The 20,765-nt window shown below is 66.3% G+C and carries 17 protein-coding genes; 13 read left to right on the top strand and 4 right to left on the bottom strand.

Going from position 1 to position 20,765, the window contains the following annotated elements:
• The first annotated feature begins 48 nt into the window (after positions 1 to 48).
• Together QNO00_RS05380 and QNO00_RS05375 are read left to right on the top strand one after the other, a co-directional pair.
• Entirely contained in the window at positions 49 to 1,218 is a 1,170-nt protein-coding gene (locus tag QNO00_RS05380) for a MalY/PatB family protein (protein WP_349643466.1), read from the top strand.
• 123 nt (positions 1,219 to 1,341) lie between these two features.
• A complete protein-coding gene (locus QNO00_RS05375; RefSeq protein ID WP_284023874.1) occupies positions 1,342 to 1,731 on the top strand; it encodes a hypothetical protein in 390 nt (129 codons plus the stop codon).
• On the opposite strand, the gene QNO00_RS05370 is transcribed toward QNO00_RS05375, so the two are convergent.
• The 4 genes from QNO00_RS05370 to QNO00_RS05355 all read right to left on the bottom strand — a co-directional run bounded on the left by QNO00_RS05370 (position 1,728) and on the right by QNO00_RS05355 (position 5,564).
• Complete coding sequence (locus QNO00_RS05370; protein ID WP_229964919.1) at positions 1,728 to 2,486, bottom strand: iron ABC transporter ATP-binding protein; 759 nt, start codon at positions 2,484 to 2,486, stop codon at positions 1,728 to 1,730. The genes QNO00_RS05375 and QNO00_RS05370 overlap by 4 nt on opposite strands.
• Positions 2,483 to 3,493: an iron chelate uptake ABC transporter family permease subunit gene (locus tag QNO00_RS05365; protein WP_284023873.1), complete on the bottom strand. Its 1,011-nt coding sequence runs from the start codon at positions 3,491 to 3,493 to the stop codon at positions 2,483 to 2,485. Before QNO00_RS05365 ends, QNO00_RS05370 begins: the two co-directional genes overlap by 4 nt.
• Entirely contained in the window at positions 3,486 to 4,547 is a 1,062-nt protein-coding gene (locus QNO00_RS05360; protein ID WP_269439122.1) for an ABC transporter permease, read from the bottom strand. The genes QNO00_RS05365 and QNO00_RS05360 overlap by 8 nt, the downstream gene beginning before the upstream one ends.
• Positions 4,548 to 4,613: 66 nt before the next feature.
• Positions 4,614 to 5,564 (bottom strand): siderophore ABC transporter substrate-binding protein, encoded by a 951-nt coding sequence (locus QNO00_RS05355; protein WP_284023872.1) that lies wholly within the window; start codon positions 5,562 to 5,564, stop codon positions 4,614 to 4,616.
• Positions 5,565 to 5,933: 369 nt separating this feature from the next.
• Between QNO00_RS05355 and groES the strand changes: the two genes are divergently transcribed.
• From groES to QNO00_RS05300, 11 genes are all read left to right on the top strand, one after another.
• Positions 5,934 to 6,230: a co-chaperone GroES gene (gene groES, locus QNO00_RS05350; RefSeq protein WP_152219702.1), complete on the top strand. Its 297-nt coding sequence runs from the start codon at positions 5,934 to 5,936 to the stop codon at positions 6,228 to 6,230.
• A gap of 80 nt (positions 6,231 to 6,310) precedes the next feature.
• Positions 6,311 to 7,921, top strand: a complete 1,611-nt coding sequence (gene groL / locus QNO00_RS05345) for a chaperonin GroEL (RefSeq protein ID WP_229964922.1) — start codon at positions 6,311 to 6,313, stop codon at positions 7,919 to 7,921.
• 319 nt (positions 7,922 to 8,240) lie between these two features.
• Positions 8,241 to 9,761, top strand: coding sequence for an IMP dehydrogenase (gene guaB, locus QNO00_RS05340; RefSeq protein ID WP_284023871.1), 1,521 nt, complete (start codon positions 8,241 to 8,243; stop codon positions 9,759 to 9,761).
• A gap of 215 nt (positions 9,762 to 9,976) precedes the next feature.
• Positions 9,977 to 11,116: a GuaB3 family IMP dehydrogenase-related protein gene (locus QNO00_RS05335; protein ID WP_284023870.1), complete on the top strand. Its 1,140-nt coding sequence runs from the start codon at positions 9,977 to 9,979 to the stop codon at positions 11,114 to 11,116.
• Between the two features lie 71 nt (positions 11,117 to 11,187).
• Positions 11,188 to 12,912: a glycerol-3-phosphate dehydrogenase/oxidase gene (locus QNO00_RS05330; RefSeq protein ID WP_229964925.1), complete on the top strand. Its 1,725-nt coding sequence runs from the start codon at positions 11,188 to 11,190 to the stop codon at positions 12,910 to 12,912.
• 55 nt (positions 12,913 to 12,967) lie between these two features.
• Complete coding sequence (locus QNO00_RS05325) at positions 12,968 to 13,408, top strand: PTS sugar transporter subunit IIA (RefSeq protein ID WP_229965062.1); 441 nt, start codon at positions 12,968 to 12,970, stop codon at positions 13,406 to 13,408.
• Between the two features lie 87 nt (positions 13,409 to 13,495).
• A complete protein-coding gene (locus tag QNO00_RS05320; RefSeq protein WP_284023869.1) occupies positions 13,496 to 14,335 on the top strand; it encodes an SURF1 family protein in 840 nt (279 codons plus the stop codon).
• Positions 14,332 to 14,754: a DUF3817 domain-containing protein gene (locus tag QNO00_RS05315; protein WP_229964927.1), complete on the top strand. Its 423-nt coding sequence runs from the start codon at positions 14,332 to 14,334 to the stop codon at positions 14,752 to 14,754. Before QNO00_RS05320 ends, QNO00_RS05315 begins: the two co-directional genes overlap by 4 nt.
• 105 nt (positions 14,755 to 14,859) lie before the next feature.
• Positions 14,860 to 16,449, top strand: coding sequence for a glutamine-hydrolyzing GMP synthase (gene guaA, locus QNO00_RS05310; protein WP_229964928.1), 1,590 nt, complete (start codon positions 14,860 to 14,862; stop codon positions 16,447 to 16,449).
• Between the two features lie 134 nt (positions 16,450 to 16,583).
• Complete coding sequence (locus QNO00_RS05305) at positions 16,584 to 20,489, top strand: DUF4011 domain-containing protein (RefSeq protein ID WP_502863121.1); 3,906 nt, start codon at positions 16,584 to 16,586, stop codon at positions 20,487 to 20,489.
• Positions 20,486 to 20,737 (top strand): hypothetical protein, encoded by a 252-nt coding sequence (locus tag QNO00_RS05300; protein ID WP_284023867.1) that lies wholly within the window; start codon positions 20,486 to 20,488, stop codon positions 20,735 to 20,737. The genes QNO00_RS05305 and QNO00_RS05300 overlap by 4 nt, the downstream gene beginning before the upstream one ends.
• Positions 20,738 to 20,765: the final 28 nt, after the last annotated feature.

The raw sequence follows: 20,765 nt of genomic DNA, 5'->3' as shown, positions 1-20,765 counted from the left end.
CAGCCTAGTTCTTCTGCCGCCGGGCACGTTAGCTGTAGGTTGGGCGGCATGATGAAGATCGCGGCGGAGCCGCTGGCCGCGCTGCGAGCCCGGACCAGCGCGAAATGGCAGACCTACCCGGCGGACGTCCTGCCGCTGTTCGTGGCGGAAATGGACTATCCGCTGGCCGAGCCCGTGCAGCAGGCCATCATTCACCGGGTCCTGGCGTCGGACACGGGTTACATTGCCGGCCCGGAACCGGTCGCCGGTGCCTTTGCCGGGTACGCCGGGCGGACCTGGAACTGGGCGGTGGATCCCGGGGACGTGCGGACCACCACCGACGTCAGCGTGGCCATCGTCGAGTGCCTGCGGCAGACGGTTCCGATGGACGGCAGCGTGGTCATCACCCCGCCGGTCTATCCGCCCTTCTATGAGCTGCCGCCGGAAGCCGACGCCTCGGTGGTGGAAGTTCCACTGCTGCTCACGGGGAGGGGCTGGCAGCTGGACCTGCCGGCGCTGGAACGCGCGTTTGCCAAGGGAGCCGACGCCCTGCTGCTGTGCAATCCGCACAATCCGCTGGGCCTGGTGCATTCGGCTGAAATCCTCCGGGCGCTCGCCGACCTGTCGGCCAAATACGGAGTGGCCGTGATCAGCGATGAAATCCATGCTCCGCTGACCTACGCGCCGGGCTCGTTCACGCCTTACCTCTCCGTCTCCGCGAATGCCCGCGAGTACGGCCTGTGCGTGACCGCAGCCAGCAAAGCCTGGAACATTGCCGGCACCAAGTGCGCGGTGATGGTGGCCTCCAGCGAACGCACCCGGCTGCAGCTGGACTCCATGCCGGACGAGGTTGCCGCCCAGACCAGCATTTTGGGCCTGCACGGCACCGTGGCCGCGTATAACGACGGCGGGCCCTGGCTGGAGGCCGTCATGGCCGCGCTGGAGGATAATCGCCGGCTGCTCGGCGAGCTGCTGGCGGCCCGGCTGCCCGGACTCGTATACCGTCCGCCCGCCGCCGGATATCTGGCCTGGCTGGACTTCCGGGGGCTCGGCTGGGGTGAGGATCCGGCTGCCGTGGCCCTGGAACGGGCCCGGGTGGCGCTGGAACCGGGGCACCGGTTCGGGCCGCAGGGCAGCGGCTTCGCCCGGTTGAACTTCGCCTGCTCCCCGGAGGTGCTGGCCGAGGCGGTGGAGCGGCTGGCACGGGTGCGGGCGTCGTCGTCGGACGGGACCGCCTAGATGACCACCGGCCGGCCTGAATGAAGGACAGCGATAGGCTTGTTGGGCCAGGGGCGAAGATAGAGACCGCCAGGCACATCACCGTGAACGGCGGGAAATACCGCAAGAAGGCAGGCAAACGGAATGGACCCGACCACCAACTACTGGGCGCTGTTTGCCATCCTTTTCCCGTGGGGCCTTTTCCTTTGCCTCGTGGGGATCCTCACCTACCGGAAAAAGTTCCTTCGGTTTCTGGCGGTAGACGACTTTTTCCCCGGTAAGCCTTCGCTGGCCACCACCTATCTGGGTACCTTCATCATGCTGATAGCCTCTGCCCATTTTGTCTCGGTTGCCGACCTCGAGGCCCTGACGGTGCCTTTTGGCCTGGCACTGTTTACCAGTTGGCTGCTCGGCGTTGGCGGAATATTTTGGATGCCGAAATTCCTCCAGCCGGCATGGATGAAGGAAGCCGACCGGTTGATGGCGCGGGGCGAAGATCTGTTCGCCAAGAGGTTCCTGCAGGGAGGAAGCTAGGCGAAGTAGACGCCGATCCGGTTGCCGTCGATCTCCTCGATCCGGATGTCGATGTCGTAGATGTCCCGCAGCACCTCCGGCTGCATGATCTTCACCGGCGGCCCCTGGTGGATCAGCCGGCCCTCGCGCATGGCAATAATGTCGTCGGAGTAGCAGGAGGCGAAATTGATGTCGTGGATGACCAGCACCACGGTCTTGCCGAAGTCGTCGGTGAGCCGGCGCAGCAGCCGCATCATCTCCACCGAGTGCTTCATGTCCAGGTTATTCAGCGGTTCGTCCAGCAGCAGGTAGTCGGTGCCCTGGGCCAGGACCATGGCGATGAACGCGCGCTGGCGCTGTCCGCCGGAGAGCTCGTCGACAAACCGGTCCGCCAGGGCCGTCAGGTCCAGATAGGCCATGGCCTCGTCGATGAAGGCCTTGTCCGCGATGGTCGGGCGTCCGCCGTTGTGCGGGTAGCGGCCGAAGCCCACCAGATCACGCACGGTCAGCCGGACCGTGAGCTGGTTGTCCTGGCGCAGGATGGCCATCTTCCGGGCCAGCTCCTTGCCGCCGGTGGCGCTGACATCCAGCCCGTCCACCAGCACCGATCCGCTGTCCATGCGCAGCAGCCGGGAAATCATCGACAGCAGGGTGGACTTGCCGGCACCGTTGGGCCCGATGATCGAGGTGATGCCGCCTTCCTTGATGTCGGCGCTCACGCCGTCGACCACCAGTTGGTTGGCATAGGACTTGGAGACGCCGGTTATGGAGATCATTTGACGTTGCCTCTCAGCAGCAGGATAAGGAAGACGATGCCGCCGACGAATTCGATGACGATGCTCAGTGCCGTGTCGAACGCGAAGATCCGTTCCAGGACCAGCTGCCCGCCGACCAGGGCGATGATGCCGAGCAGCACGGCGATGGGCAGCACCGCGGCGTGGCGGAAGTGCGAGCACAGCTGGTAGGCCAGCGAGGCCACCAGTAGGCCGAAGAACGTCACCGGGCCCACCAGGGCGGTGGAGACGGCGACCAGGACGGAGCAGATGATCAGCGTGGACGTCACTGCCTTCTTATGGTCCACGCCGAGGTTGACGGCCATGTCCCGGCCCAGGGCCAGGACGTCGAAGGAGCTGCGCATCCGCCAGGCCATGATGCTGACCAGCGCGACGGCGACGGCTGAGTAGCCCAGCAGGGCACCGTCCACGTTGTTGAAGGAGGCGAAGAACAGGTCCTGCAGGATGATGAACTCGCTGGGATCGATCAGCCGCTGGAGCAGGGACGAGAAGCCCCGGAACATGGTGCCGAAGATGATTCCCACCAGCAGCATCAGGTGCAGGGACTTGCCGCCGCCGGTGAACAGCCAGCGGTAGAGCAGGAAGGAGAAGCCCACCATGAGCACGAGCTCGATGATGAACAGCACGGGCTCGGACATCGTGAGCACGGCCTGGCCGCCGATCACGAACACCAGGGCGGTCTGCAGCAGCACGTACAGGGCGTCAAAGCCCATGATCGACGGCGTCAGGATGCGGTTGCAGGTCACCGTCTGGAAGAGCACGGTGGAGACCCCGACGGCGTAAGCCACCAGGATCATCGACGCCACCTTGACGGCGCGGCGCGGCAGGATGTAGCCGAGGTTTCCCCGCAGCTCGATGGTCATGAACACCGCGACGAGGGCTGCCGCGGCAATTCCCAGGGTGATGATCCAGAACTTCGGCGGCAGAGAGCGCACCGGGTGCCGGCGGGAGGAGACCATCGCCGTCGGCAGCGGGTTGGAGTTAGCCACGGGCGGCACGCTTTCGCAGGAGCAGGTACAGGAAGAGGACGCTGCCGATGGCGGAGACGATCACGCCCACCGGAATTTCGTATGGGTAGCGGATGGTGCGGCCGATGATGTCGCAGGCCAGGACAAAGCCGGCGCCGAAGACGGCGACCCAGGGCACCGCCCGCCGGACGTTGTCGCCGATCATCAGGGAGACCAGGTTCGGCACGATCAGGCCCAGGAACGGAATGGAACCCACGCTGACGACGACGACGGCGCTGATCAGGGACACGATGACCAGGCCCAGCATCATCACGCGGTTGTAGTTCAGGCCGAGGTTGGTGGTGAAATCGGCGCCCATGCCCGCGACGGTGAAGCGGTCGGCGGCGAGGTAGCCGATCACCGTCAGGATGCCGACGATCCAGAGCAGCTCATAGCGGCCCCGCAGGACGCCCGAGAAGTCTCCGACCATCCAGCTGTTCAGGGTTTGCAGCAGGTCGGTGCGGTAAGCGAAAAAGGTGGTGACGGCGGAGATGACGCCGCCGAGCATGATGCCGACCAGGGGAACGATCAGCGTGTTGCGCATCGGCAGGCGGCGCAGGATGAGCAGGAACAGTGCGGTTCCGGCTGCCGCGAACAGGGTGGCGGTGGACATCTTCATGATCATGGAGGCGCCGGGAAGCAGGACGGTGACCACCAGGATGCCCAGGGATGCGGACTCCACGGTGCCGACGGTGCCCGGTTCCACGAACTTGTTGCGGGCCATCAGCTGCATGATGAGCCCGGCGACGCTCAGGGCCATGCCGGCGAGGATGATGCTCAGGGTGCGGGGAACGCGGCTGACCCAAAAGACCTGCCACGCCACGGGATCCCCGGCCAGCAGCGAGGGCAGCGAAACGTCGCTGACCCCGATGAACATGCTCGCCACAGCCAGCACGAAGACCGCTGCGGACCCCAGCGCCAGGCTGGCCGCGGTACGCGGAAACCGCCGTCGTCGGGTGACGGCGGCGGAAGTGGAGGGCGGGGGCAATGCGGGGGGAGAAGCGGGGCCTGGGGCAGGCGCGGCGGGAGCGCTCATGAGAAAAGTCCGGTCTCGCCTTAGGTTCCGGCAGCGGTGCCGGAACCTAAGGCGGTGAGAGGGATGTTAGGAAATACCGTTCTGGACTTCGGTGACCATGCTGTCCACGTTGGTCAGGCCGTAGCCCACGAGGTACCAGCTGTTGGCGTCCAGCGTGGTGATGCGGTCGTTCTTGGCGGCGTTGGTGCCGTTGACCAGTTCGTTGTCCAGCACGGCAACAGCTGCCTCGCCGCTTTCGCCGACTGCAGTGTCGCGGTCGATGACGAACAGGTTGTCGGGGTTCTTGGTGGCGATGTATTCGGCGGTGACGGACTCGCCGTGCTTGCCTTCGGACTTGATCTCCGCGACCGGAGTCACGCCGAGGACGTCGTGGATGATGCCGAAGCGGGAGCCGGCGCCGTAAGCAGTCATTTCGCCGCCGCTGGTCATGACGATCAGGCCGGTTCCTGCGTCAGCTGCAGCGGTTTTGGTCTCTTCGATCCGCTTGTCGATGGCGGCGAGCTTCTCGTCAGCGGCTTCTTCCTTGTCGAAGATCCGGCCCAGCGTGCCCGTTGCTTCCTTGAAGGAAGCCATCGGATCAGCCGCATCAACGCTCAGGTCGATGGTGGGCGCAATCTTGCTCAGTTCCTCATAGGAGGCAGCAACACGGCCCGAGATGATGATCAGGTCCGGTGCGCCTTCGCTGATGGCTTCGAAATCCGGTTCCTTCATAGAGCCGATCTTCGTGTAATCATCACCGGCGAACTTGGAGAGGCTGTCGGGGAAGTTGGCTGCCGGAACGCCGTCGACATCAACGTCGAGGGCATCCATCGTGTCGAGGGCACCCAGGTCGAAGGTGTAGACGGTTTCCGGGTTCACCGGAACTTCAGTGGTTCCCTGGGCATGCTCAACGGTGACGTTGGTCGGCTCGGGAGCTTCTTCGGCGGTGGCGGCCGTCTCGGCTCCGCAGGCGCTCAGCGCGAGGAGAGAGGCCAGCGCGGTGCCCGCGACGATGCGGGACTTGAGGGTGTTTTTCACAGTAATGGGCTCCAGCTGCTTGGGTCCGGGTCCGCGCGGCGGAGAAACCCCGCAACCGGAAACGGAAAAAATGCCAATAGGACACAGAAGTGTTTGCTAATCAATGCGCGCCCCTGAAAACTATCTGTTAGGTAAGGCTAAGGCAAGTTAAGCGCAGCACATTTCGTTATATCGCCTCCCGGCACCCGGGTAGCCGGAGCCAATATTGGCACTCGCCTTGACCGAGTGCTAACCGTTGCATAAGTTAGGAACCAGCACTCTCCCAGTGAGGGTGCTAATTCCTGAGGGAAGCGCCATCCGGCACCGCGACGACGGCCAGCGCCTACCGACGGTCCACATCCGTTAGTAACTACGCAAAGGAGAGCCCGAGTGTCGGTCTCGATTAAGCCCCTTGAGGATCGTATTGTTGTCCGCCCCCTCGAAGCCGAGCAGACCACTGCTTCCGGCCTCGTCATCCCGGACACCGCCAAGGAAAAGCCCCAGGAGGGCGAAGTTGTCGCAGTAGGCCCCGGCCGCGTTGACGACAACGGCAACCGCGTTCCCGTGGATGTTTCCGAAGGCGACGTCGTCATCTACTCCAAGTACGGCGGAACTGAAGTCAAGCACGGCGGCCAGGAATACCTGGTGCTGTCCGCCCGCGACGTACTGGCCATCGTCGTTAAGTAGTTGAAAAAGGAAGACCCCGGCCAATCTGGCCGGGGTTTTCTGATGCAGGTGCAGATGTAGCTGTCGGAAAGGACACACACATGGCAAAGCAATTGGAGTTCAACGACTCCGCCCGCCGCTCGCTGGAGGCCGGCGTCGACAAGCTGGCCAACACCGTCAAGGTGACCCTCGGCCCGCGCGGCCGCAACGTAGTGCTCGCCAAGACCTGGGGCGCTCCCACCATCACCAACGACGGCGTGACCATCGCCCGCGAGGTGGAGCTGGATGACCCCTACGAAAACCTCGGCGCCCAGCTGGCCAAGGAAGTAGCCACCAAGACCAACGATGTTGCCGGCGACGGCACCACCACGGCAACCGTCCTGGCGCAGGCACTGGTCAAGGAAGGCCTGCGCAACGTTGCTGCCGGCGCAGCTCCGGGCCAGCTCAAGCGCGGCATGGAAATCGCCGTGGAGGCAGTTGCCGCACGGCTGCTGGAAAACGCCAAGGAAGTTGAAGGCAACCAGGTTGCGCACGTCGCTGCCATCTCCGCGCAGAGCATGGAGATCGGCGAACTGCTGGCCAAGGCTTTCGACACCGTCGGCAAGGACGGCGTCATCACCATCGAGGAATCGTCCTCGACGCAGACCGAACTGGTCATCACCGAAGGCATGCAGTTCGACAAGGGCTACCTGTCCCCGTACTTCGTGACCGACGCCGAGCGCCAGGAAGCCGTCCTCGAGGACGCGCTGATCCTGATCAACTCCGGCAAGATCTCCTCCGTCGCCGAGTTCCTGCCGCTGCTGGAGAAGGCGCTGGGAACCTCCAAGCCGCTGTTCATCATCGCCGAGGACATTGAGGGCGAAGCCCTGTCCACCCTGGTGGTCAACAAGATCCGCGGAACCCTGAACGTCGTGGCCGTCAAGGCTCCCGGCTTCGGCGACCGCCGCAAGGCCATGATGCAGGACATCGCCACCCTTACGGGTGCGCAGGTTGTCTCGCCCGACCTGGGCCTGAAGCTGGACCAGGTTGGCCTTGAGGTGCTGGGCTCCGCCCGCCGCATCACGGTCACCAAGGACAACACCACCATCGTTGACGGTTCCGGTTCGGAATCCGACGTGGCGGACCGCGTTGCCCAGATCCGCGCCGAAATTGAGCGCACGGATTCCGACTGGGACCGCGAGAAGCTGCAGGAACGCCTGGCCAAGCTCTCCGGCGGCATTGGCGTCATCAAGGTCGGTGCAGCCACCGAGGTTGAGCTGAAGGAAAAGAAGCACCGCATCGAAGACGCAGTGTCCTCGACGCGTGCAGCCCTGGAAGAGGGCATCGTGGCCGGCGGCGGTTCCGCGCTGGTCCACGCAGCCAAGGCCCTGGACACCGATCCCGAGGTTGTTAAGCTCGAAGGCGACGCCGCCACCGCTGTGGGCCTGGTCCGCCGCGCCCTGGCGCAGCCGCTGCGCTGGATCGCCGAGAACGCCGGCGCCGAAGGCATGGTTGTTGTCGCCAAGGTCACCGACCTGGAGGTCAACAACGGCTTCAACGCCGCAACCGGCGTGTACGAGAACCTGATCGAGGCCGGCATCATTGACCCGGTCAAGGTCACGCGCTCGGCGCTGCGCAATGCCGCGTCCATCGCGGCACTGGTACTCACCACTGAAGCCCTCGTGGTGGAGAAGCCGGCCGACGACGAAGAAGATCACGGACACCAGCACTAAGTAACGGTTGGAGCCCCGGTGCCGCAGCGGAATTCCGCTGCGGCACCGGGGCTTTTTTCGGTTCGGCCCCTGCCGCCGGGGACGACGGCGGACGTGCCGGCACGGGGGAAGGCACGGGGAGGGCACGGGGGAAGGCACGGGGGAAGGCACGTGGGAATCCCGCTCTCGGCGGGCCGGGAAGGAACGGCTGTGACCGATGCCACCCGTAAGGTTTTGGAATAGGGACGGGCGGTCTTTCGTTTTAGGATGTAGGTGAGCCAACCGGTCCCTTTCCGGTTTTCCCTCCATCCCTCCGGTCCTTCGCGAAAGAGGCGTAGTTTTGAGCCAGCAGTCCCCAGAGCATGACCCGTTCGGCTTCATTGGCCTGACGTACGACGACGTCCTGCTGCTGCCCGGCCCCACGGACGTCATTCCGTCCGAGGCAGACACGTCTTCGCGCCTGTCCAAGCGGATCACTGTGCACACGCCGCTGCTCTCCGCGGCCATGGACACGGTGACGGAATCCCGCATGGCGATCGCCATGGCACGCCAGGGCGGCCTCGGCGTGATCCACCGCAACCTCTCGATCCCGGACCAGGCCGAGCATGTGGACCGCGTCAAGCGCAGCGAGTCCGGCATGATCACCAATCCGGTCACCATCGCCCCGGACGCCACCCTGCTGGAACTGGACGATCTGTGCGCCCATTTCCGCGTTTCCGGCCTGCCGGTCGTGGACGAGGACAACAAGCTGCTCGGCATCGTGACCAACCGCGACACCCGCTTCATCCCGCGCGCCGATTACCCCCGCCGCCTGGTCAACGAGGTCATGACCCGGATGCCGCTGATCACCGGCCGGGTTGGGATCAGCGCCGAGGAAACCGTTGAACTGCTGGGCAAGCACCGCATCGAGAAGCTTCCCCTGGTTGACGACGACGGCCGCCTGCAGGGCCTGATCACGGTCAAGGACTTCGACAAGGCCGAGCAATACCCGCTCGCCACCAAGGACGAGGAAGGCCGGCTGCGCGTCGGAGCCGCCATCGGCTTCTTCGGCGACGGCTACGAGCGCGCCATGACCCTGGTCGAGGCCGGCGTCGACCTCCTAGTCGTCGACACCGCCAACGGTCACAGCGCCGGCGTGCTGGAAATGATCGCCCGCCTGAAGAAGGATCCGGCAGTCGCGCACGTGGACATCATCGGCGGCCAGGCCGCCACCCGCGAAGGCGCGCAGGCCCTCATCGATGCCGGTGCCGATGCGATCAAGGTCGGCGTCGGTCCGGGCTCGATCTGCACCACCCGCGTCGTTGCCGGCGTCGGCGTTCCCCAGATCACCGCCATCTACGAGGCCTCCAAGGCCGCCATCCCGGCCGGCGTGCCGCTGATCGCCGACGGCGGACTGCAGTACTCCGGCGACATCGGCAAGGCCATTGTGGCCGGCGCCGATACCGTGATGCTCGGCGGCCTGCTCGCCGGCGCCGCGGAGAGCCCGGGCGACCTGGTGTTCGTCAACGGCAAGCAGTTCAAGTCCTACCGGGGCATGGGCTCCCTGGGGGCCATGCAGAGCCGGGGCAAGAACACCTCCTATTCCAAGGACCGCTACTTCCAGGCGGATGTTCCCTCCGACGAAAAGCTGATTCCGGAGGGCATCGAAGGCCAGGTGCCGTACCGCGGCCCGCTGTCCGCCGTCGCCCACCAGCTGGTGGGCGGACTGCGCCAGACCATGTTCTACACCGGTGCACGCACCATCGCGGAACTGAAGCAGAAGGGAAAGTTTGTCCGGATCACTCCGGCCGGCCTGAAGGAATCCCATCCGCACGACATCATGATGACCGCCGAGGCGCCGAACTACGGCACCCGCCGCTAAACACCCGGTTCTCTCGTCGAAGGGCAGCCGCTGCGCACCACGCAGCGGCTGCCCTTCGGGGTTTAGGGCACTGGGCCGCCGGGGTTCGGGGCACCGCGCCCATGTGCCGCCCGAACCGCCCAAAACCCGCCGGAACCCCCGCCCGAAACCCGCCCCGCCGGCACCAATACCGGGCGCTTTCGGGCCGACGACGCGCACTGGGATAACCTAGGGGTGTGAGTAACGAGATTGAAATTGGCCGTGGCAAGCGTGGGCGCCGAGCCTACTCCCTCGATGATGTGGCGATTGTGCCGTCCCGGCGTACCCGGGACCCGCAGGACGTTTCAATCAGCTGGCAGATAGATGCCTATGAGTTTGACATGCCGGTGATGGGTGCGCCGATGGATTCGGTGATGTCACCGGCCACCGCCATCGCCATGGGGCGGTTGGGCGGAGTGGGCGTGCTGAACCTGGAGGGGCTGTGGACCCGCTACGAGGATCCGCAGCCGCTGCTGGATGAGATCGCGGTCCTGAGCGAAGACAACTTCAACCCCGCAGCGACCCGCCGGCTGCAGGAAATCTACGAAGCGCCCATCCAGGCTGAGCTGATCACTTCGCGCCTGGCCGAGGTCCGGGAAGCCGGCGTCACCGTCGCCGGATCGCTGACGCCGCAGCGCACCCAGGAGTTCTACAAGACCGTCCTGGCTGCCGGCGTGGACATCTTCGTCATCCGCGGCACCACCGTATCGGCAGAGCATGTCTCCAAGACGGTCGAGCCGCTGAACCTCAAGCAGTTCATCTACGAACTGGACGTTCCGGTCATTGTGGGCGGCGCCGCCGGCTACACCCCGGCGCTGCACCTGATGCGCACCGGCGCCGCGGGTGTCCTGGTGGGCTTCGGCGGGGGAGCGACCACCACCACCCGGCGCGCGCTGGGCATCCATGCTCCGATGGCGACCGCCATTGCTGACATTGCCGAAGCGCGCCGGGACTACATGGACGAGTCCGGCGGACGCTACGTGCACGTGATCGCCGACGGCGGCATGGGCACCAGCGGCGACATCGTCAAGGCCATTGCCATGGGGGCCGACGCCGTGATGCTCGGTTCCGCGCTGGCCCGCGCCGAGGAAGCACCGGGCCAGGGATGGCACTGGGGCCAGGAGGCCCACCACAGCGAGCTTCCGCGCGGCGACCGGGTCCGGCTGGACACCGTGGGACCGCTGCAGGAAGTCCTCTGGGGACCCTCGCACCACACCAACGGCACGTCCAACCTGATGGGTGCCCTCCGCCGCGCCATGGCCACCACCGGATATTCGGATGTGAAAGCGTTCCAGCGCATCGAGGTCTTGGTTTCTCCCTACCTATCCAACATGTAGTTGCCTAGAGTTGCAGGGAGCAGCTGCAGGGGAGCGCAGCGGGGGCAGGATCCAGAGAGGAAATCTTGACTATGAGCAAAGATGCACTCAGCCCGGACAACCGGGAGGACGCCCTGGCCGCACTGCGTTCCACTGCGGAGCCCGGCGGTGAACTGGATATCCTGATCGTCGGCGGCGGCGTGGTCGGCGCCGGTGCCGCGCTGGACGCAGTGACCCGAGGGCTCAAGGTCGGCATGGTGGAGGCCCGGGACTGGGCCTCCGGCACGTCGTCGCGCTCCTCCAAACTCATCCACGGCGGGCTGCGCTACCTGGAGATGCTGGACTTCGCGCTGGTCTCCGAAGCCCTGAAGGAACGCGGCCTGCTCATCCAGCGGATCGCCCCGCACCTGGTGCGGCCGGTGCCGTTCCTGTACCCGCTGACCCACCGCTTCTACGAGCGCCCCTACGTGGGTGCCGGCATCATGCTCTACGACACCATGGGCCTGACCTCGGGTAACTCCCGCGGCGTGCCCAGGCACAAGCACCTCACCAAAAAGGCAACGCTGCGGGCCGCGCCCAGCCTCAAGGATGACGCCATGATCGGCTCCATCCGCTACTACGACGCCCAGGTCGACGACGCCCGGTACGTCGCCAACATGGCCCGCACCGCGTCGCACTACGGCGCCGTGGTGGCCAACCGGGTCTCCGTGGTGGACTTCCTGCGCGAAGGCGAGCGTGTGGTTGGCGCCCGGGTCAAGGACACCGAATCGGGGCGGGAATTCGACGTCTTCGCCCGCCAAGTGGTGAACGCCACCGGCGTCTGGACCGATGAGACCCAGGCCATGGTGACTGACCGCGGCCAGCTGAAGGTTCGGGCATCCAAGGGCGTGCACCTGGTGGTGCCCCGGGACCGGATCCAGTCCACGGTCGGCATGATCCTGCGCACCGAGAAATCGGTCCTGTTCGTGATTCCGTGGGGCCGGCACTGGATCGTCGGCACCACCGACACAGACTGGCACCTGGACAAGGCCCATCCTGCCGCGACATCGGCCGACATCGACTACCTCCTGGACCATGTGAACAAGGTGCTCAAGACGCCCTTGACGCGGGAAGACGTTGAAGGCGTGTACGCCGGGCTGCGTCCGCTGCTCGCGGGGGAAAACGACTCCACGGCCAAGCTTTCCCGCGAACACGTTGTCGCCCATCCGGTCCCGGGTCTGGTGGTCGTTGCCGGCGGGAAATGGACCACGTACCGGGTGATGGCCAAGGACGCGGTGGACGAGGCGGCACGCGCCCTGGACGAAAAGGTACCTGAAAGCTGCACCTCCACCATCCCGCTGCTGGGCGCCGTGGGCTACAAAGCGGCCTGGAACCTCAGGCACCGCACAGCCGAGCACTACGGCGTGCATGTGGCCCGGGTGGAGCACCTGCTGAACCGCTACGGATCCCTGGCCACCGAGGTGCTGGAGCTCATCCGTGAAAACCGTGAGCTGGGGGAAGCACTGCCCGGAGCTGATGACTACCTGCGGGCGGAAGCAGTCTATGCAACCACCGCCGAAGGCGCCCGCCATGTGGAGGATGTCCTGGCCCGCCGGACCCGCATTTCCATCGAGTCCTGGGACCGGGGGGTGTCCGCCGCGCCCGTCGTGGCCGAGCTGATGGCCCCCATCCTGAACTGGGACGAGGAACGGGTGATGCAGGAAGTGGCCCACTACCAGGCTCGGGTGGAAGCGGAACGGCTCAGCCAGGAACAGCCCGACGACGTGTCGGCGGACGCCGCCCGCCTCAGGGCCCACGACATAACGCCGCTGGCCTGAGGTGGACTCGGAGCTCTCCCTGACCGCCAAGGGCGCGGTCCTGACCGTGCCCGACATGGTCATCCTCGAACTGGAAGCCGCCGACCGCACCGATGCGGCAGCGCAGCTCGCCGAGCGGATGTACCGGCAGGGACGCATTCGCAATCTGGAGGCGTTCCTGGAACAGGTGAATGCCAGGGAGCACCAGATGGCCACCGGACTGCCCGGCGGCATTGGCATGCCGCATGCGCGCAGCGAACACGTGGTGGAAACCTCGATCGCCGTGGGCATCACGCGGTACGGCCACAGCATTGATTTCGGCGCCTCGGACGGTCCGGCCACCGTGATACTGCTCATAGCCACGCCCGCCGGCGCCTTCTCGGAACACCTGGAAGTCCTGGCCACCCTGGCCCGGTCGTTGTTCCGCCCGGCCTTCCGGGAGTCGCTGCGGCGGGCCCACGATGCCGAAGTCATTTCGGAACTGATCAATTCCTCGCTGGTGTTTTTTGACCACTGACGGCCGCCCGGGCTCCGAACGAGGCGGCGGCCTGCGCGGGCCGGAAGGCATTGGGTTTTCTACACGCTGACGAAGTACGGTTAAGGCGTGCTGAAAACTGCCCTGCAACTCCGCTGGATCGCCGCGCTGCTCTTTGCCCTTGCGATCTCCACGGTCTTCGTCCTCCTAAGCCAGTGGCAGTTTTCGACGGCGGAGAGTGACCTCCCGGCCTCGACCGACCGCACCGAAGCGGTACGGCCGCTGACCGAAGTCTTCACTCCGGGCGTGGAACTGTTCGGAACCACCGCCGACCAGATGGTCTCGATGACCGGGTCCTTCCGCACCGACGACACGGTGCTGATCGACAACCGGCTCTACGACGGGGAGGAAGGCTACTGGGTGGTCACCGCCTTCGCCGTCGACGGAGCACCCGGAGAGGCCGTCATGCCGGTGGTCCGCGGTTGGATTGCCGACCCCGACGACGCCGTTCCGGCACCCTCCGGCGAGGCCGCCGTCGTCGGCCGCCTGCTGCCTCCGGAAGCGCCCGTGGCCCAGCCGGCAGAGGACGGGATCCTGCCCAGCCTGGCCAGTGCCGAGCTGATCAATGTCTGGGACACCCCGGGATACTCGGCGTTCGTGACCGCAGACTCGGTCACCGTGAACGGGGAAGCCGCCGAGGCCGGGGACATGCGCGTCGTGGACGTGGATGCCCAGCCGCAGGAAACAACGGTGAACTGGATGAACATTTTCTACGCCCTGGAATGGGTGGTGTTCGCCGGGTTCTCCGTGTTCCTGTGGTGGCGCCTGGTTGCCGATGCCCACCGCCGTTCCCTCGAGGACGACGAATACTACGACGACGATGAATACGACGACGACGACGACAACGACGGCGATGGCGGCGGCCAGCCTGCCGGCCGTCCGGTCCCAAGCAGTGAGGTACAAAAGTGAGCGATCCAGCCCCCGCAGCAACCAAGAGGCCACGCCGGAAGAAGCGCCGGTTCGGCGGCACCCACGCCCAGATACGGTCGGCCCTGACGTTTTACAAGGTGTCCTCGTACGTCACCGGCGTATTCCTGCTGCTGCTGTGCATCGAAATGATCCTCAAGTACGGCATGAAAATCGAAGAGATTTCAGTGGGACCGCTGAACCTCTTCACCGGCGTCCTCATCGCCCACGGCTGGCTGTACGTGGTCTACCTGCTGGCCGACTTCCGGCTGTGGCAGCTCATGCGCTGGCCCTTCTCCAAGTTCGTCCTGATCGCCCTGGGCGGTGTTGTTCCCTTCCTCTCCTTCATCGTGGAGAGCCGGACGCACAAGCAGGTCCTGGCGGAGCTGGCGGCCCATCCGGAAGCGGCCAAGCGCTACTGACGCGCCCTCGGGCTGCTGAATCCGGCGGCATCGGGGCCGCATCGCGCTGCAGTCGCCGATGCGGCCGATGTGCGGCACCGATGCTCCGGCGACTATCCTTGAACCGTGACTAATTCCGCGACCCCTCCCATTGAAGAGCGCCCTGTCCTCGTTGTGGACTTCGGCGCCCAATACGCCCAGCTCATTGCCCGCCGGGTACGCGATGCAGATGTCTATTCCGAGGTGGTTCCCCACACCTACACCACGGAACAGATCCTGGCGAAAAACCCGGCAGCCATTATTCTTTCCGGCGGCCCCTCCAGTGTTTACGCGGAAGGCGCTCCCGCCGTCAGCGAAGGCCTGTTCGAAGCAGGCGTTCCCGTCCTGGGCATCTGCTACGGGTTCCAGGCCATGGCGAATGCCCTCGGCGGCACGGTCGCGAAGACCGGCCTGCGTGAGTACGGCTCCACCGACGCCACCGCAGTGAACGGCTCGCGTTCCATCCTGGAGGGCACCCCGGACCACCAGAACACCTGGATGAGCCACGGTGACAGCGTCCAGGAAGCACCCCCAGGATTCGATGTCCTGGCCACCACGGCCGGCGCCCCGGTTGCAGCCTTCGCCAACGAGGAAAAGCGCCTCTACGGTGTCCAGTGGCACCCCGAGGTCAAGCACTCCGCACACGGCCAGTCAGTGCTGGAAAACTTCCTGTTCAAGGGCGCCGGCCTGGAACCGAGCTGGACCACCCGCAACATCGTTGAGGAGCAGGTCGAGCGCATCCGTGCCCAGGTGGGCAACTCCCGCGTCATCTGCGGCCTTTCCGGCGGCGTCGACTCCGCCGTCGCGGCTGCCCTGGTGCAGCGCGCCGTCGGCGACCAGTTGACCTGCGTCTTCGTGGACCACGGCCTGCTGCGCGAGGGTGAAGCAGAGCAGGTGGAACGCGACTTCGTGGCGTCCACCGGCGTCAACCTCTACGTCGCCAACGAGCAGAAGCGCTTCCTCGAAGCCCTCGCCGGCGTCACCGACCCGGAGACCAAGCGCAAAATCATCGGTCGCGAGTTCATCCGCGCCTTCGAAGAGGCCGAACGCGCCATCATGGCCGAAGCCGCGGCCGCGGGCGAACCCATCCGCTTCCTGGTCCAAGGCACCCTGTACCCGGACGTCGTCGAATCCGGCGGCGGTGAAGGTGCAGCCAACATCAAGAGCCACCACAACGTCGGCGGCCTGCCCGAAGACCTGAAGTTCGAGCTCGTCGAGCCGCTGCGTGCCCTGTTCAAGGACGAAGTCCGCGCCGTGGGCGCCCAGCTGGGCCTGCCGGCGGAGATCGTCGGCCGCCAGCCCTTCCCCGGCCCCGGTCTGGGCATCCGCATCATCGGTGAAGTCAACCAGGAACGCCTGGACCTGCTGCGCCGTGCCGACGCCATCGCCCGCGCCGAGCTCACGGCAGCCGGCCTGGACAACGAGGTCTGGCAGATGCCGGTCGTGCTGCTGGCCGATGTCCGCAGCGTCGGCGTGCAGGGGGACGGCCGCACCTACGGCCATCCGATCGTCCTGCGCCCGGTCTCCAGCGAGGACGCCATGACCGCTGACTGGTCACGCCTGCCCTACGACCTGCTGGCACGCATCTCCAACCGCATCACCAACGAAGTCGACGGCATCAACCGAGTCGTTCTGGACGTCACGTCCAAGCCGCCGGGAACCATCGAGTGGGAATAGATTGATCACGGGGGACAGCCGACCGGCTGTCCCCCGCGTTGCTATGCCGGGGAAAGCCGGTCGGAAGCGATAGTTTGGAAGGTATGCCAATTTGGTCAAGAACGCCGCGCGGAAGTGCAGAAAAGAGGGCACCAGTGTCTGAGCAGAATCCCGAGGACAATGCCTCGGACTTCCTGCTGCCCTGGCTGGGACAACTGGGACAGCAGGCCGGAACGGACACGTTGCTCCATTTCACCCCCTCAGCCTCCAACAGCATCGACCTGACCCACGCGCATCCCTCGGGCCTGGCCCAGCTGCTGGCAGGACGCCGGACCCGGCTGTCCACGCTGCTGCGCGACTCGGAGCAGTACGGGGCCGCGATGAAGGCCGGGCGCCTCCTGCGCGCCAAGATCTACGAACTGGGCACCGACCGCGGGATCGACGTCGGATACCTGGCGGCGGGCACGGCCTCCTGGCGCTACGCCGACGACGACGCCGTCCGCCCGGAATCGCTGACCGCACCGGTGCTGCTGACCCCGGTGTCGCTGACCGTGCATCCGTCGCAGGACGACTATGAGCTGCAGCTGACCGACAAGGCAGCGCTGAATCCGGCGTTTGTGCGGCACCTGCAGCAGGAGCAGGGCCTGGACATCGACGTGGAGGCCCTCGCCAGGCTGGCCTACGGCACCGCGCGCTTTGACCCCCATCCGGTGCTGGAGAAACTGCGGGCCGTCACCGAGGGCGTCCGCGGCATCAACATCGAGCACCGGCTCCTCGTCTCCACCTTCGCCGATCTCTCGGACCTCGCCGACGACGCTGCGCTGGACCCCGCCCACCCCATCCTGCGGGGCCTGATGGACGCCGCCCGGGGGAAGAGCACTGCCGCCCCCGATGCCACCGACCCGGGGCTTCCGCCGCTGGACGACCGGCTGCCTGCCGATGAGCTCCTGCTGCTGGACGCCGACCGCGAACAGCAGGACGTCCTGGACCTGATCCTGGACGGCCAGTCCCTGGTGGTTTCCTCACCGCCCGGCACCGGACAGACGCAGACGGCGCTCAACGCCGCTGCGGCGCTGGTCCACGCCGGAAAATCGGTCCTCGTCGTTGCGGAACGCCGCGGCACGCTGAACCAGTTTGTCTCCGAGCTCGACGCGCTGCACCTGGGCTCCGCCGTCCTCCAGCTGAATGCCGGGCTCACCGAGCAGCAGCTGAAGGACCAGCTGGTCCGCGCCATTGTCCGGAACGAGAAGGCTGCCGCGCCCGAGCTGGAGAGCCTGCACAAGGTCCTCCTGTCCAACCGCCACCAGCTGCGCGACCATGTGAAGTCGCTGCACAACGTGCGACGCCGCTGGGGCTGCTCTCCCTATCAGGCCATGCAGTCCCTCGCCGAGCTCACCTCCATGACGCCGGCTCCCGCAACGACCGTCCGGCTCAAGCGCAGCGTCCTGGACAGCATCACTGACCGCACCGAACTGACGGGCCGGCTCCGCCGGGCTGCCGAATTGGGCAGCTTCAGCCGTGCCGCCACCAGCAGTCCGTGGTTTGGTGCCAAGCTGCTCAACCGCAAGGAAACCGAAGAGGCCTACGAGCTGACGCAGAGCCTGGCCCGGGATCTTCCCGAGCTGCGCGCCAAGGTCCAGGCCGTTGCCGAGCATTCGCAGATCCGCCTGGGCGAGACCTTCGCCCAGTGGGGCGAGCAGCTGGAACTGCTGGTTGCCGTGCGGGAAAGCCTCGACAAGTTCACCCCGGACATTTTCGACCGTCCGGTCAGCGACCTGATCTCCGCGACCGCGTCCTCCTCCTGGCGCCGTGAGCGTGCCGTGGACATGAGCTCCATGACCCGCTCCCGGCTGCGCCGCGTGGCGAAGGAGTACATCCGGCCGGGCGTGCACATTTCGGACCTGCACTCCTCGCTCGTCGAGGTGCAGCAGCAGCGCGCCGTGTGGGCCCACTATGCCACCACCCAGCGCCATCCGTCAGTGGCCACGGGCCTTGCGGATATCAACCGTTCCTACATCACCGTCAAGGAACAGCTGGATACCCTCACCGGGATCCTCGACGGCACGCCGGCCAAGCCGGATCTTGCCGAGCTGACACTGGACGAGCTGGAAAAGCAGCTAGATGCGCTGGCGGGGGACCGTGAAACCCTCGAAACCCTGCCCGAGCGGACCCTCCTGCTCGACGAGATGCGCGGCCAGGGCCTGGGTGAACTGCTGGACGATCTGGAAGCCCGCGAAGTCCTGCCCCGCCAGGTGGGCTACGAACTCGAACTCGCCTGGTGGCAGTCCGCGCTGGAGGCGATGATCAGCGGCGACGATTACCTCGCCATGAGCGACGGCGACAGCCTCCGCCGGCTCGAAGCCGAATACCGGCTGGCGGACAACGCCCACATCGCCTCCGGCAGCGCCCGGGTGCGGTCTGCCCTGGCCGACCGCTGGCGCCGCGGAGTCAAGGCCGCAGCCTCCGACGCCGCGACCCTGCGGGATGCCATCAAGAACGGGCCCCTGGCGCTGCAGGACCTCTGCTTCCAGTCCGAGGAGCTCGTTTCCGCACTGCTGCCCATCTGGGCCGCAAGCCCGCTGGTGCTGCCCATGGTGCTGCCCGGGAACCGGACCTTCGATACCGTCATCGTGCTGGACGCCGAGTCAACCTCGCTCCAGTCCGCCGTGCCGGCACTGGCCCGGGCCACCCAGGTTGTTGCCTTCGGCGACGGCCAGCTCGGCGGACCGCGTCCGTTCACCATCGGCGTCGAAGCGGTGCGGCCGGCGGGGGAGCAGCACGACCTCGTCAGTGCGTTCGAAGCCCTGACCCAGGTTCTGCCGACCCGGACCCTGTCCACCGTATACCGCGGCACGGACCGGGACCTGATGCGTCAGCTGAGCCGAAGCTTCTATCAGGACCGGCTGACCACACTGCCGCGCGGCAGCGAGGTTTCCTCGGACGATGGTGCGCTGACCGTGGAGTATCTGGCGGACGGCACGGGTATGCCCAGCGCCGACCATGAGGGTGTCGAAAGTGTCGCAGCCGAGGTCAACCGGGTTGTGGATCTGGTCTTTGAACACATCCGCCGCAGGCCGCACCAGTCGCTCGCCGTCGTCACCGCCAGTCCGCGGCACGCCGTGCGTGTGGCTGAAGCGATCCGCGTGCAGATGGCCAATTTCCCCTGGGCCGCCGACTTCTTCACGCCGGGCAAGGAATCCTTCCGCGTGGTTCCGGTGGACCGCGCCGCCGGCCTGGTGCGGGACTGCGTGATTTTCTCGCTCGGTTTCGGGCGGACCCCGCACGGACGCGCACTGCACAACTTCGGCCCCCTGTCGGCATCCGACGGCCGCGGCAAGTTCCTCACCGCCATGACGCGGGCGGGGGCCAAGCTGCATGTCCTGACCTGTTTCCAGCCCGAGGATCTGGACAAGTCGCGGCTCGGCTACGGCGCCCTCGACTTCTACGAGCTCATCAACCGTGAGCTGAGCCCGTCCGCCCGGACCGGCGCAGTCCGAAGCTCCGATGCAGCGGTTACCTTCACCGGTTTCTCAGGCATTGACGGCGCAGGCGGAATCATGGAAGAGGACGCCTTGGTGGCCGATCTGGTCAACCGGCTGCGGGCCCGCGGCGCGAAGGTCTGGGACCACTATCAGGGGGCCATCGACATCGTGGCCACCGTTGACCGCACCGGCGGCGAGAGTGATCCCACGGTACCCATGGCGATCGAATCCGACGGGACCGAGCGGTACCGGACCATGAGTGTTCGGGAGCGCAGCCGGTTGCGGCCGCAGCTCCTGGAACGGCTGGGCTGGCGGTACATGCCGCTGTGGACCATTGAGGTCTTCAGCGACCCGTCGGCCTGCGCGGATCTGGTGGGGCGCTACCTGAACCTGCCGGCGCCGAGGGACGGCGATGAAAAAGCCGGCCGGTCCGTTGCCCCCGCGCGGGGATCGCTGGCGCGCCGCGGCAGCCAGTCCGTCGTTCCCCACGGCAGCAGCCGGAGCCGGGAACGCGGAACCGTTGCAGAGGACAAGGAGACCGGCCCGCAGGCGCCCAACCAGGAGGCGCACCGGCCGTGACCCCGCGGAAGCCGCACCGGCGGGCCAGCGGCGGAACCCCGCCGCCCCGGCCCCCGGCTCGGGGCGCCCCGGCGGCGCCGGCAACTGAGCCGGCCGCTGAGCCGGCGGCGCCGGCCGGATCTTCGCCGCCGGCCGAACCGTCGGTACTGAAGGCCAAGGCCGCTGACGATGATCCGCGGGTCTGGGGCGATTCTCCCGAGGACCGCGACTCCTGGCTGCTGGAGCAGCGTCCGCCGCACTGGGACTGAATTTCCGGCGGCGGACCATCAAATGCAG

The sequence above is a fragment of the Arthrobacter sp. zg-Y1219 genome, from assembly GCF_030125545.1.
Classification (GTDB): domain Bacteria; phylum Actinomycetota; class Actinomycetes; order Actinomycetales; family Micrococcaceae; genus Arthrobacter_B.
This window is presented reverse-complemented; position numbering and strand designations above follow the sequence as displayed.